At 67.2% G+C, this 13164-nt stretch carries 10 protein-coding genes; 2 read left to right on the top strand and 8 right to left on the bottom strand.

Annotation, left to right across the window (positions count from 1 at the left end; translation table 11 throughout):
* Nucleotides 1-62: 62 nt before the first annotated feature.
* The 6 genes from ACTHJ1_RS16085 to ACTHJ1_RS16060 all read right to left on the bottom strand — a co-directional run bounded on the left by ACTHJ1_RS16085 (nucleotide 63) and on the right by ACTHJ1_RS16060 (nucleotide 6814).
* Entirely contained in the window at nucleotides 63-1280 is a 1218-nt protein-coding gene (locus tag ACTHJ1_RS16085; protein WP_440194343.1) for an EAL and HDOD domain-containing protein, read from the bottom strand.
* Nucleotides 1281-1352: 72 nt separating this feature from the next.
* Complete coding sequence (locus tag ACTHJ1_RS16080; protein ID WP_440194341.1) at nucleotides 1353-1907, bottom strand: DUF1415 domain-containing protein; 555 nt, start codon at nucleotides 1905-1907, stop codon at nucleotides 1353-1355.
* A 7-nt stretch (nucleotides 1908-1914) separates the two neighbouring features.
* Nucleotides 1915-3384, bottom strand: coding sequence for a M20 family metallopeptidase (locus ACTHJ1_RS16075; protein ID WP_440194338.1), 1470 nt, complete (start codon nucleotides 3382-3384; stop codon nucleotides 1915-1917).
* Between the two features lie 88 nt (nucleotides 3385-3472).
* Nucleotides 3473-4510, bottom strand: a complete 1038-nt coding sequence (locus ACTHJ1_RS16070) for a tripartite tricarboxylate transporter substrate-binding protein (protein ID WP_440194335.1) — start codon at nucleotides 4508-4510, stop codon at nucleotides 3473-3475.
* A 98-nt stretch (nucleotides 4511-4608) separates the two neighbouring features.
* Nucleotides 4609-5823, bottom strand: coding sequence for a CaiB/BaiF CoA transferase family protein (locus ACTHJ1_RS16065; protein ID WP_440194332.1), 1215 nt, complete (start codon nucleotides 5821-5823; stop codon nucleotides 4609-4611).
* A 31-nt stretch (nucleotides 5824-5854) separates the two neighbouring features.
* Entirely contained in the window at nucleotides 5855-6814 is a 960-nt protein-coding gene (locus ACTHJ1_RS16060; RefSeq protein ID WP_440194329.1) for a hydroxymethylglutaryl-CoA lyase, read from the bottom strand.
* 125 nt (nucleotides 6815-6939) lie between these two features.
* On the opposite strand from ACTHJ1_RS16060, the gene ACTHJ1_RS16055 reads away from it, so the two are divergent.
* Nucleotides 6940-7848 carry a LysR family transcriptional regulator gene (locus ACTHJ1_RS16055; protein WP_440194326.1) on the top strand — a complete coding sequence of 303 codons (909 nt, stop codon included), beginning with the start codon at nucleotides 6940-6942 and terminating at the stop codon, nucleotides 7846-7848.
* 36 nt (nucleotides 7849-7884) lie between these two features.
* Here the strand turns inward: ACTHJ1_RS16055 and purL are convergent, their stop codons facing one another.
* Both purL and ACTHJ1_RS16045 read right to left on the bottom strand, forming a co-directional pair.
* Nucleotides 7885-11940 carry a phosphoribosylformylglycinamidine synthase gene (purL, locus tag ACTHJ1_RS16050; protein WP_440194323.1) on the bottom strand — a complete coding sequence of 1352 codons (4056 nt, stop codon included), beginning with the start codon at nucleotides 11938-11940 and terminating at the stop codon, nucleotides 7885-7887.
* A gap of 136 nt (nucleotides 11941-12076) precedes the next feature.
* Nucleotides 12077-12274 (bottom strand): heavy-metal-associated domain-containing protein, encoded by a 198-nt coding sequence (locus tag ACTHJ1_RS16045; protein WP_440194320.1) that lies wholly within the window; start codon nucleotides 12272-12274, stop codon nucleotides 12077-12079.
* Between the two features lie 147 nt (nucleotides 12275-12421).
* On the opposite strand from ACTHJ1_RS16045, the gene ACTHJ1_RS16040 reads away from it, so the two are divergent.
* On the top strand, nucleotides 12422-13164 hold a 743-nt coding region (locus ACTHJ1_RS16040), incomplete at its 3' end, for a cation transporter (protein ID WP_440194317.1).

Below are 13164 nucleotides of genomic sequence, written 5' to 3'. Positions count from 1 at the left end.
CGAGAAGACCGCAGATCGGCCCTGGCTCGGGCCGGCCGCCGGGCTGCGGCCTGCGGCGGCGACTACAGGTAAAGGCCGTCCAGCAACCCTTCCGCAGGCCCGTCGGGACAAAGCTCGGCAAGCTGCGCCGGCGTCGGAAAATCCCCTTTTTCCACGCACTCGGCCACCGTCAGCAACGCGCCGAGCCAGCCGCTGCGCGACACGACCGCTTCGCGAATGGCCGCGCCTACGGCCACGCCGCTCATGAAACTGCGCGCATCCGTGCCTTGCGGAATATAGGCCAGGGACAGCAGCGCCGAAAGGTAGGCTTCCTGCTGCAGGCGCTCGTCGTGGGGGCACGTTCTTTGCGCGACGCGCTCCATGAAGTCGGCGCGGCGCATGATGAGCTGTGCGAGCGGATCCGGGTCGCCGTTCGTGTCGGCGCCATAGAGCATGAAACAGCACCAGCGCGCCAATTGCTTGTATCCGACCATGGACAAGGCTTTGCGCACCGATGTGATCTCGGACACGTGGGTACGCCACAGGCTGGTGCTATTGGCCAGGCGCAGGAACTTCACGGTCAACGACGGCACCGATTTCAAGGCGTACTCGATATCTTCGATATCGGCCTCCTGTAGCACCAGATCGAGTATGCCCAGCAGCGCCGCGGAATTCTCGGTTGCCTTGCTGCCGCTTTTCAACAGCTGCGGCCGGGTGAAATAAAAGCCCTGGAAAAGGTCGCAGCCGATTTCCAGCGCCTGCGCGTAGTCTTCGCGTGTCTCGACTTTTTCCGCAAGCACCAATTTGTCCGCCGCGTGGCAAGCCCGGGTAATGCGGGCAGCCATGTCGAGATCGACGTAGGGCCAGTCTATCTTGACCAGATCGACATTGGGCAAAAACGCGAGCGTCTCCGCAGCGATTCCCCTGACATCGTCCAGCGCGATGCGAAAGCCCCTGCCTCGCAAGGCGCGGCACCGCCGCGCGAGCGCTTCGTCCAGGCGGCTGCTCTCCAGGATCTCAAGCACCATACGGCGGGCCGGCAGAATGTCGATGAACCCCGAGGTGAGAAATTCGTCGGGACAATTCAGAAAGCCGTCGCCGTCGCCCAGCACGGTCTCGATGCCTATCCTGCCCAGCAGGTTCTGCACGACCGTCATCGTGCTCCCGAAGCCGTCATCGACGATAGCAGTCGTATCGTGGCTGCGCCCGCGAAACAGCAACTCATGCGCCACGCACTCGCCGCGTCGGTTCACGATCGACTGGCGCGCAATCAGCGTTTCGGAATTTCCCTCGATATTCATCGTTTTCCATGTTCCGGTCGCAGCCGGGCGGCCGCCACGCGTTGTGTCATCGGCCTGCACGGCGCCGGAGCGCTATTGCTGCATCAACTTGCGCCACCCTTCGATTCCCAGGCTTTCCAGGGTCTCGATGTTTTTTTCGTAGATCGTCTCGGCCTCGGGAAAGGCCTCGACAGCGCGATCGATGCTGGCTTCACGCAGGATGTGCAGCGTAGGGTACGGCGAACGGTTGGTGTAGTTGCCGACGTCGTCCGGGTCGGTATCGGCAAACTGGAACGCCGGGTGAAACGTGGCAACCTGCAGCTCGCCCACCAGCCGCATGCGCTTGAGAAGGCGGTCGGACAGTTCGCCGAACTCGTTGAAGTCGTAGAAATCGTGCAGCGCCTCGGGCAGAATCAACAGCGTCGTGTCGATCGCTTCGGGGTCGGCTTCGGCAATCAGCATGAGCTCGTCTTCGAGATCGGCGAGCACGCCCTCTTCGTCCACCGCGTCGCTCACCGCATAGCGCACCTGGCCCTTGATCTGCACTGCCTTGGCAAAGGGGCAGAGATTGAGCCCGATGACGGCCATCTCTACCCAGCGCTGTGTGTCGGCCGCCGCCTGGCGGGCCGACTCGTCTTCGAGGATCATGACGCGCTTATGCCGGCAAGTCTGCCATGATCTGCGCCACGGCGGCGGTGATCTTCTTGCCGTAGGGCACGTGCAGGAACTCGTTGGGGCCGTGCGCGTTGGACTTGGGACCGAGCACGCCGCACACCATGAACTGCGCCTTGGGGAAGCCCTGCTGCAGGACGCTCATGAGCGGAATGGTGCCGCCCTGGCCGATGAAACCGCAGGGCGCGCCGTAGTACTGGCTGGAGGCGCGATCGAGCGCGTGGGCCAGCCATGGGGCCGTTTCCGGCGCGTTCCAGCCGGTGGCCGCACCCTTGTCGGCATGGAAGGTCACCTTGGCGTTGTAGGGTGCATTGTCTTCGAGCAGGTGTTTGATCTCCTGCACGGCGGCGGACGCGTCGACCAGAGGCGGCAGGCGCAGCGACAGTTTGAAGGCCGTGCGCGGACGCAGCACATTGCCGGCCGAGGTCAGGGGCGGCAGGCCCTCTGCCCCCGTCACCGACAGGGTCGGACGCCAGGTGCGGTTGAGCAGCGCCTCTTCGGGGTTGGTGGTCATGGGCAGCACGAAGCTGCCGTTGGCGCCGCAGCTCCAGGGGAAGCGCTCCCAGACGGCGTCGCCGAGAATGCCGGCGGTGGTCTTGACCTGCGCGACGCGCTCGGCGGGAATGTCGCAATGCAGGCTTTTGGGCAGTAAGCGGCCCGTGCCGCTGTCTTCCAGGCGGTCGAGCACGTGGCGCAGAATGCGGAACGTCGAAGGCACCACGCCGCTGGAATCGCCTGAGTGCACGCCTTCGTCGAGCACCTGAACTTCCAGCGTGCCGGCGACCAGGCCGCGCAGCGAGGTGGTCATCCACAGCTGGTCGTAATTGCCGGCGCCCGAATCCAGGCACACCACCAGAGCCACATTGCCCAGGCGCTCGCGCAGCGCGTCGACGTAGGGCAGCAGGTCGTAGCTGCCGGATTCTTCGCAGGTTTCGATGATGCCCACGCAGCGCGGACGCGGAACGCCCTGTTTGTCCAGCGCCATGATGGCGGTGATCGAAGCGTAGACGGCATAGCCGTCGTCGGCGCCGCCGCGGCCGTACAGCTTGTCGCCTTCGAGCTTGGGCGTCCAGGGGCCCAGGTCGTTGCGCCAGCCGTTGAATTCGGGCTGCTTGTCCAGGTGGCCGTAGAGCAGGATGGTGTCGCCGTTGTCGGAGCGCGTGCCCGGGGCGTCGAAGAAGATCACGGGCGTACGGCCAGGCAGGCGCACGATCTCGAGCTGCAGGCCCGGGATCTTCTGCGACTCGACCCATTGCGCCGCGTCGCGGATGACGCGCTCGATGTAGGCGTTCTTTTCCCAGTCGGCGTCGAAAGACGGGCTCTTGGCGGGAATCTCGATGTAGGTGGTCAGCGCGGGAATGATCTGGCCGTCCCATTTTTCGTCGACATAGGCTTGCAGGGCCTGGGGGTCGAGCGCGGGAGGCAGAGCGTCGTCAGGGATGCGGGCGTTCATGGGAGGGATTCCTCGAGGGCGATGGCTATGCGGGCATTTTATGCCCGGAGGCGCCCGCTTCGCCAATCGCTTCGATCGCGCCCCGCGGCTACACGGGATGCAGGCCTGCGCCTTTCACGATAGCCGCGTATTTGCGCATCTCGCTGCGGAAATAGGCTGCCGACTTCTCAGGCGGCATCAGGTCGATGTGATTGCCCTGCGCGGCCATGGCCTTTTTTACGCCGGGCGACGTGAAAGCGCGCTCAAAACCGGCATAGATGTGCTGCACATCGGCCGCCTTCAGGCGGGCAGGCCCGGCCACCGCGAACCAGCCGGCCGCGTCGTAATTCGGCAGCCCCTGTTCGCGTAGCGTGGGAATATCGGGAGCCACCTCGCTGCGCTGCCGGCCGCAGGCGCCGATGGCGCGCAAGGCGCCGGTATGGACATGCGGCAGCACCGACGGCAGCGATAGCACGCCCAGGTCGACCTGCCCGCTGATCAGATCCGTCACCATGGGGCCCACGCCCTTGTAGGGAATATGCCGGGCATGCACGTGCGCCTGCTGCAGGAACATTTCCATGGCCAGTTGCAGGATGGTGCCGGTGCCTGACGAGGCGTAGTTGTACTTGTTGGGGTTGGCTTTGAGCAGCGCGATCAGACCGGCCGCATCACGGGCCTGCACGGTCCTGGGATTGGCCACCAGCAGGAAGGGCGAACTGCCCACCACCGAGATCGGCGTGATGTCGGCGATCGGATCGAAAGGCACCGATTTGTACACGCTGGGATAGATCACATGGTTGTTCGACAACATGCCCAGCGTGTAGCCGTCCGGGTTGGAACGCACCAGCATGGAGGTGCCGATGATGCCGCCGGCGCCGAGCTGGTTCTCGATGATCACGGGAGACCCCAGCGCGGCCGTCAGCGCAGGGCCGGCCGAACGCGTGATGACGTCCACGCCCGACCCTGCACCCACCGGCAGAATGAGGCGGATGGGCCGCGCGCCCTCCTGCGCGCGCGCCGTCAGGGGTGCGCCCAGCGCAGCGGCGCCCAGCGCGCCCAACGCGCCCAACGCGCCGAGCAGATGTCGCCGCGTCCATCTGCCGTCCGCCGCCGAATCGCTTGCGGTCTGTCCTTTCCGTCTTTTCACCGTCGTCTCCTTGTGGCGCGCGCCGCATCGGGACGGCGCGTCGTTTTCGTGTATGCAGGCCGAACGCTCGTCCGCGCTCGGAAATACCGGAACGGAAATCAGCTCACCGCGCCGCGCTCGCGCAGCGCCGCGATCTGCGCGGCGTCGTAGCCCAGGTCTGCGAGCAGCTCGCCGGTATGCGCGCCGCGCGTGGGCGGATCGGTGCGCACGCCCAGGCGCTCGCCGTCCATCGTGAAGGGAAACAGCGGCACAGCCGCCGTAGGGCCGCAGGCGCCGCCATCGGGCAGCTTCACTTCGACCAGGCCGCCCGTGGCGCGCAGATGCGGATCGTCGTATAGCTCTTCGGGCTTGACGATGGGCGCGAACGGCAGCCCCTCGCGCTCGAAAACGGCCGCCAGCTCTTCCACCGTGTACGACTGAAGCCGCGCGCGCAGGTCGGGCAGCAGCTCGCGCCGCGCGATCACCCGGTCGTTGTTGGTGGCCAGGTGCGCCGCCGCCTTCAGATCGTCGAAGCCGAATGCATCGCAAAAAACCGTCCATTGCGCATCGCTGACCGCGGCCAGGAATATCTGGCCGTCGCGCACGGTGAACACGTCGTACACGGCCCAGGCGGAAATGCGCTCGGGCATGGGTGCGGCGGCAGCGCCGGTGATCGCGTACTGCAGCATGTGCTGCCCGACCAGAAAGACATTGTTCTCGAACAGGGCCGACTGCACTTCCTGGCCGCGGCCGGTGATGCCGCGCTGGATCAGCGCGGCCATCACGCCGATGGCGCCGAACATGCCGCCCATGATGTCGTTGACGCTGGTGCCCGCGCGCAGCGGGTCGCCCGGCCGGCCCGTCATATAGGCCAGCCCGCCCATCATCTGCACCACCTCGTCCAGCGCGGTGCGCAATTCGTACGGGCCGGGCAGAAAGCCCTTGAGGCTGGCATAGATGAGCCGCGGGTTGTGCCGGGACAGCGAGGCGTAGTCCAGCCCATAGCGCGCCATGGCGCCGGGTTTGAAATTCTCGGCCACCACGTCGGCGCCGGCCGCCAGACGGCGGGCGACCTCGGCTCCTTCAGGCTGACGCAGGTCGAGCGCGATGCTTTTCTTGTTGCGGTTGAACAGCGTGAAAAAGCCCGCGCCGGCGCCCAGCAGATGGCGTGTGCGATCGCCTTCGACCGGCTCGACCTTGATGACTTCGGCCCCCAGATCGGCCAGGACCAGGCCGCAGGTGGGGCCCATGACCATGTGCGTGAATTCGACGACGCGCAGTCCCTCCAGCGGCAGTCGGGGAGCGGGCGTATCGGTGGGTTGCGTGGTGTTCATGAGGGCGATGGAAGAAAAAAGTTATGCGCTTTCAGGCATCGAGCGTGGACGGCAGCCCCGCGCGCCACACGGCGCCGTGCAGGGTTTCGCCGGCCAGCCATTGCGCCGCGTCGGCGCGCAGGGACAGCAGACGCGCATTATCCAGGCCCGTGGCGCAGCCCATGCTGGCGAGCATATAGGCCAGGTCTTCGGTGGCGATGTTGCCGCTGGCGCCCGGCGCGTGCGGACAACCGCCTATCCCGGCCAGGCTGGCGTCGAAACGCGTAATGCCGGTCTGCATGGCCGCCAGCGCATTGGCCAGGCCCAGGCCGCGGGTATCGTGAAAATGTCCGCACCACAGGCGCTCGCCGGCAATGCGGCGCGCCGCCTCGAACAGACGGGCGACCGCCGCGGGATCGGCATAGCCCACCGTGTCGGCCAGGCTGACGCGGTCCGCGCCCGCGTCCAGCAGCGCCTGCATCAGGCGCAGCACCTCGGCCGGCTCGACGCGGCCCTGCAAGGTGCAGCCGAAGGCCGTGCTCAATCCGCCCTCGATCAAGGTGCGCGAGCCGCGCGCATCGCGTTCGGCGCGCATGAGCGCCACCTGCGCCACCACCTCGTCGGGCGTCTTGCGCAGGTTCGCCAGGCTGTGCGCATGGCTGGCCGACAGCGGCACCAGCATCAGATCGGCCTGCGCCTCGATGGCGCGCTGCGCGCCCTTGACGTTGGGCACCAGCACCGACACGAACAGACCGGGCAAGGTGCGGGCATAGGCCACGACCTCGGCCGTGTCGGCCAGTTGCGGCAGCAGATGAGCCGGCACGAAGGAGCCGACTTCGATCTCGCGCTGGCCGGCCTCATGGGCCCGGCGCACCCATTCGCATTTCAGATCGGTGGGCAGGACGGTGGCGATGCTCTGCAGGCCGTCGCGCAGGCCGACTTCGCGGATGGTGACGTGTTCTGGCAGCCAGGCCGGGTGCGTGGTGGCGGATTCGGACGAGGACGGTTGCATGAGGTGGGCAGCGGCTTGTTCGTTTTTGGAATGTCTTCGTCGTGGAGTTTAGATATTCTTTTTTTGATTAGCTTAGCCATTTTGGAAGCGTTAAAATTCCATAACGGAATATCTTGAGAGCAGCCATGCGCGATCTGGACCTCACCACGCTGCGGCTATTCGTCCAGGTGTGCGAAACCCGCAATATCGCCCGAACCGGCGAGCAGGCGCATCTCGCAGGTTCGGCGATCAGCAAACGGCTGGCGCAGCTCGAGGACACGGTCGGCGTGAAGCTGCTGACGCGCAGGCGTCATGGCGTGGAACCCACCGAGGCGGGCGCGACCTTGCTGGAGCACGCGCGCTCCATGCTGGGCAGTTCCGAGCGCATCGAGCGCGACATGTCGGCCTACTCGGCCGGCGTGCGCGGACAGGTGCGCATCCTCGCGTCGGCATCGGCGCTGGCCGAATCGCTGCCGGCCGATATTGCCGCATTTCTGCAGGACGAAGCCCACGGCGGCATACACGTCGACATCGAAGAACGGCAGAGCACAGGGGTGGTGCGGGGCGTGCGCGAAGGCGTGGCCGCGCTCGGCATCTGCTGGAACGCAGCCGATTTTCAGGGGCTGGAAACCCGCCCTTACCGCGCCGATCGGCTGGGCGTGATCATGCCTCGCAATCACCCGCTGGCGCGCCACAAAAAGCTGCGCTTCGCACAGACCCTCGATTACGAGCACGTGGTCATGCCGGTCAACAGCGCCGTGCTGCGCCTGCTGCAGCGCGCCGCCGGGCAGGAGAACAAAACGCTCAACTATCGCGTGGCCGTGTCGAACTTCGATTCGGCGTTCCGGGTCGTGCAGGCCGGACTGGCGATCAATGTCGCGCCCGTCGAAATCGCGGCGCCGTATGCCCGTGTGCACGATTTGAAAGTGATCGAACTGAGCGATGCCTGGGCGCCGCGGCGCTTTGCCCTGTGCATGCGCAGCGCCCGCAGCCTGGGCGCTGCGTCGGCGCTGCTGCTCGATTATCTCGAGCGCCGCGCCGACTCGGATCTTTGACGCAGGCGGCACGGCGCCGCCCCCGCGCAAGGTGATTTACTTCAGCCACACCCGCGCATTGCGGAAGATGCGCATCCACGGCGAGAACGGGCCGCCGGTATCTGCCTCGCCCCATTTTTCGGGCGCCCAGGACATCATCACATTGCGGGTGACGCGCTCGGGGTGCGGCATGATGACCGTGAAACGACCGTCGGCCGTGGTGACCGAAGCCAGGCCGCCGGGGCTGCCGTTGGGGTTGGCCGGGTAAGCCTCGGTGCGGTTGCCGTAGTTGTCGATGAAGTGCGCCGCCCCGACGACCCGGGCCTGATCGCCCTGCTGCGCAAAGTTGGCGTAGCCCTCGCCATGCGCCACGGCCACCGGCACGCGGGTGCCCGCCACGCCCGCGAAGAAAATCGACGGCGATTCGGCGATTTCCAGCAGCGACAGACGGGCTTCGTATTTTTCGGACTGGTTGCGCGTGAAGCGCGGCCAGTGCTCGGCGCCCGGGATCATGGGCGCGAGCGCCGCCATCATCTGGCAGCCGTTGCACACCCCTAGGCCGAAGGTGTCGGGGCGCGCGAAGTACTGCGCGAACTGGTCCGACAGCTTGCTGTTGAAGCGGATGGTCCGCGCCCACCCTTCGCCGGCGCCCAGCACGTCGCCGTAGCTGAAGCCGCCCACAGCCACCAGGCCCTGCACGGAGGCCAGGTCGATGCGGCCGGACAGCAGGTCGGTCATGTGCACGTCGACCGCATCGAAGCCGGCGGTGTCGAAGGCCCAGGCCATTTCGACCTGGCTGTTGCAGCCCTGCTCGCGCAGGATGGCCACGCGCGGGCGCTTGCCGGCGGCGATGAAGGGCGCGGCAATGTCGTGCTGCGGATCGAAAGCCACGCGCGGCGCCAGACCCGGATCGGCGGCATCTTTCCAGACGTCGAATTCGGCCTGGGCGCAGGCCGGGTTGTCGCGCAGCAGCGCGATCTCGCGACTGACTTCGCTCCAGGCGCTGCCCAGGTCGGCGCGCGGCTGGCTCCAGATCTTCTGGCCGTCGCGGTAGAACTCGACGACGTCGCTGTCGTTCAGGCCGCCGATGACGTGCGCGTATTTCGACAGGCCCGCGCCGCGCAGCACCTGCATGACGGCGTTGCGCTGCGACATCGGCACCTGGATCACGGCACCGGCCTCTTCCGAGAACAAGGCCTTGAGCGTGAGTTCTTCGCGCTGCACGGCCACTTGCTCGGCGCGGATCTTGAAATCGCCCCAGTCTGCCGAGTCGGGATCGAAGGTGAGCATGTCGAGATTGACCGACACGCCGGTGCGGCCGGCCAGGGCCATCTCGACCAGCGTGGCGAACAGGCCGCCGTCGGAGCGGTCGTGATAGGCCAGGACGATGCCGGCCTCGGCCAGGGTGCGGATGGTGATGAAGAAGGCGCGCAGATCCTGCGCGCGATCGATGTCGGGCACGGTCTCGCCGACCTGGCCGTAGACCTGCGCGAGAATGGAGCCGCCCATGCGGTGGCGGCCTTGGCCCAGGTCGATGAGGATGAGCGCCGTGTCGCCCGCGTCGGTGCGCAACTGCGGGGTGAGGCTGGCGCGTGCATCCTTGACGGGCGCGAAAGCGGTGACGATGAGCGAGACCGGCGCCACGACCTTGCGCTGTTCGCCGCCCTCTTCCCACGAGGTCTTCATGGAGAGGGAATCCTTGCCCACCGGGATCGACAGACCGACGATCTGGCACAGCTCGCTCACGGCCGAGACGGTGTCGTAGAGCGCCGCATCCTGGCCCGGCACGCCGCAGGCGGCCATCCAGTTGGCGGACAGCTTGATGTCTTCGATCTGGGCCACGTCGGCGGCGGCCAGGTTGGTCAAGGCCTCGGCCACCGCCATGCGGCCCGAGGCCGGCGCGTCGATCACGGCAATGGGCGTGCGCTCGCCCATGGACATGGCCTCGCCGCGAAAGCCCTCGTAGTCTGCCAGCGTGACGGCGCAGTCGGCCACCGGCACCTGCCACGGACCGACCATCTGGTCGCGCGCGGACAACCCGCCCACGGTGCGGTCGCCGATGGTGATGAGGAAGGTCTTGTTGGCCACCGTGGGGTGGCGCAGCACGCGGTAAGCGGCTTCGGTCAGGTCGATGCCGACCAGATCGAGCTTGCCGGACGCGCCGGGCAGGCGCTTGACGTCGCGCAGCATGCGCGGCGCTTTACCCAGGATGACGTCGATGGGCACGTCCACGGGGCGCACGTCATCGGCGGGTTGGGGCCGGGCAGGATCCAGCCCCGGCAGGCCCTCGCCGTCGACCACGCGCAGCTGGCGCTCTTCGGTGGCCACGCCGACTACCGCATAAGGGCAGCGCTCGCGCCGGGCGATGGCATCGAAGCGGTCCAGATCCTGAGGCAGGATCGAGAGCACATAGCGTTCCTGCGATTCATTGCTCCAGATCTCGGCGGGCGACATGCCGGACTCTTCGACCGGCACCCGCTTGAGGTCGAACACCGCGCCGCGCGCGGCGTCGTTGACCAGTTCGGGGAACGCGTTGGACAGGCCGCCCGCGCCCACGTCGTGGATGGCGATGATGGGGTTGCCGGCGCCCTGCTGCCAGCAGCGGTCGATGACCTCCTGCGCGCGGCGTTCGATCTCGGGATTGCCGCGCTGCACGGAATCGAAATCCAGCTCGGCCGAATTGCTGCCCACGCCCATGCTGGAGGCGGCGCCGCCGCCCATGCCGATGCGCAGGCCCGGGCCGCCCAGCTGAATGAGCAGCGCGCCGGGGGGAATCGGATCTTTCTTGGTCAGGCCGGCGTCGATGCTGCCCAGGCCGCCGGCGATCATGATGGGCTTGTGGTAGCCCCAGCGCATTTCACCCGCGGTCTGCTCGTAGGTGCGGAAATAGCCCAGCAGATTGGGCCGGCCGAATTCGTTGTTGAAGGCCGCGCCGCCCAGGGGGCCGTCGATCATGATCGACAGCGGCGTGGCGATGCGGTCGGGCAGGCCGTGGTGATCGGCTTCCCAGGGCTGCCTGGCCGGTTCTGCAAAACCCGGCAGGCGCAGATGCGACACGGTAAAGCCCGTGAGGCCGGCCTTGGGCTTGGAGCCGCGGCCCGTTGCGCCCTCGTCGCGGATCTCGCCGCCGGCGCCGGTGGATGCGCCGGGAAACGGCGCAATGGCGGTCGGGTGATTGTGCGTCTCGACCTTCATCAGCGTGTGCACGGTGGTCTCGCGGCGGCGATACACCGGGCTGGCGCCGGCCAGGCCCGGAACGCCGGCTTCGAAACGCTGGGCCGCGCCGCCTTCCATGACGGCGGCGTTATCGGAATAGGCCACCACTGTGCCGTTGGGCTGCGCCTTGTGCGTGGCGCGGATCATGCCGAAGAGCGTGCTGGGCTGTTCGGCGCCGTCGATCTTCCACTGCGCGTTGAAGATCTTGTGGCGGCAGTGCTCGCTGTTGGCCTGCGCGAACATCATCAGTTCGACGTCGGTCGGATCGCGCTCGAGCACGGCGAAGGCCTCGGCGAGGTAGTCGATTTCGTCGTCGGACAGGGCCAGGCCCAGCGCGGTATTGGCCTGGACCAGCGCGGCGCGGCCCTGGGCCAGCACCGGCACCGTGCGCACCGGCTTGCCGGCCAGCGGCGCGAACAGCGCCTGGCCGTCGAAGCCGGCATCGACCACGGTTTCGGTCATGCGGTCGTGCAGGCAGGCCGCCGCGCGCGCCAGGGCGGCGGCGTCGAAGGACTTGCTGCCCAGCAGGCCGCGCTCGGGGGTGAGCGTGTAGCGAATGCCGCGTTCGATGCGGCGCACCGCCGACAGGCCGCAATTGCGGGCGATGTCGGTGGCCTTGCTGGCCCAGGGCGACACGGTGCCCAGACGGGGGATGACCAGCAGTTCGAGCGCCTTGGCCGGCGCGGTTTCAGCCTTGGCCGGATCGCCGTAATCGAGCAGTTCGGCCAGGTGCCTGGACTCTTGCGCGTCGAGTTCGGCGTCGGTGAGGACGAAGTGTTCGTAGCGGGCCGAGACATCGGCGATCGGCAAGCCGGCCTGTTTCAGCTGGGCAAGCAGGCGTTCGCGGCGGAAGGCGGAAAGGACGGAGGAACCGGGCAGATGCTGGACGAGGGACACGATGCGGCCGAAGTGGGGGAATCGAAAAGGCGGCGAAGACCATCAAGAACGAATTGACGGCCATCAAAAGGACAACGCAATAGATCGACTATTTTACCCTTTGCTCCCCTCCGGCGCCTCGCGCGTCCGAGTCCGGTCAGGCGGGCTGGACTTCGTAGCCGGCCTCCTCGATGGCCGCGCGCGCCTTCTCGGGATCGGCGCCGTCGATGGCGACCCGATGGCTGGCCAGATCGGTCGTGACCTTGGCCGCCGGGGCCACCGCCTGCACGGCGCTGGTGATGGTCTTGACGCAATGGCCGCAGGTCATGTCGGGAACGATGAATTCGGTGCTCATGGAGGACTCCTGATGAAAAGTTCCTGGCCAGCTTAAACCTTCCCATCGTGGTAATGTCAAGCCTAAAATAATGCTTGACCTTCCCATGATGGGAAGGTCAAGACTGGCGTCAAATCCCCAATGCGGAGGTGACCTCCGAAGCCCCCAATGAACACTCCTACCGAACTCGAACTCGCCATTTCCGGCATGACCTGCGCCTCCTGCGTGCGGCGCGTGGAGAAGGCGCTGGCCAAGGTGCCCGGTGCGCAGGATGCGACCGTCAACCTGGCCACCGAGCGCGCCCAGGTGCGCTACGACCCGGCCGCGGGCACGCCGGACGATTTCGTCGCGGCGGTTGTCAAGGCGGGCTACGAAGCGCGCCCCATCGCCGCGCAGGACGATCACGCCCGCGAACTGGCCCGGTCGCGCGATGCCGAGGCGCAGCGCCTGCGCCGCGATTTCTCGATCGCGCTGATCCTGGCGCTGCCCGTCTTCATCCTGGAGATGGGCGGCCATCTGCTGCCCGGCTGGCATCACCTGATCGGCGCCACGCTGGGCGAGCGCGGCAATCAGCTCGCGCAGTTCGTCCTGACCAGCGCGGTGTTGATCGGCCCGGGCCGGCGCTTTTTCACCGGCGGCCTGGCGGCCCTGTGGCGCCTGGCGCCCGAGATGAACACGCTGGTGGCGCTGGGCGCCGGCGCGGCCTGGCTCTATTCCACCGTGGCCGTCTTCGCCCCGCAGGCGCTGCCCGCGAGCGCGCGGCAGGTGTATTTCGAATCGGCCGCCGTCATCGTCACCTTGATCCTGCTGGGCCGCATGCTCGAAGCGCGCGCCAAGGGTCGCACGGGCGCGGCCATCCAGCGACTGGTGAGCCTGCAGCCGCAGACGGCCCGCGTGCTGCGCGACGGCCA

The sequence above is a fragment of the Bordetella sp. genome, from assembly GCF_051960075.1.
GTDB lineage: Bacteria > Pseudomonadota > Gammaproteobacteria > Burkholderiales > Burkholderiaceae_B > Bordetella.
This window is presented reverse-complemented; position numbering and strand designations above follow the sequence as displayed.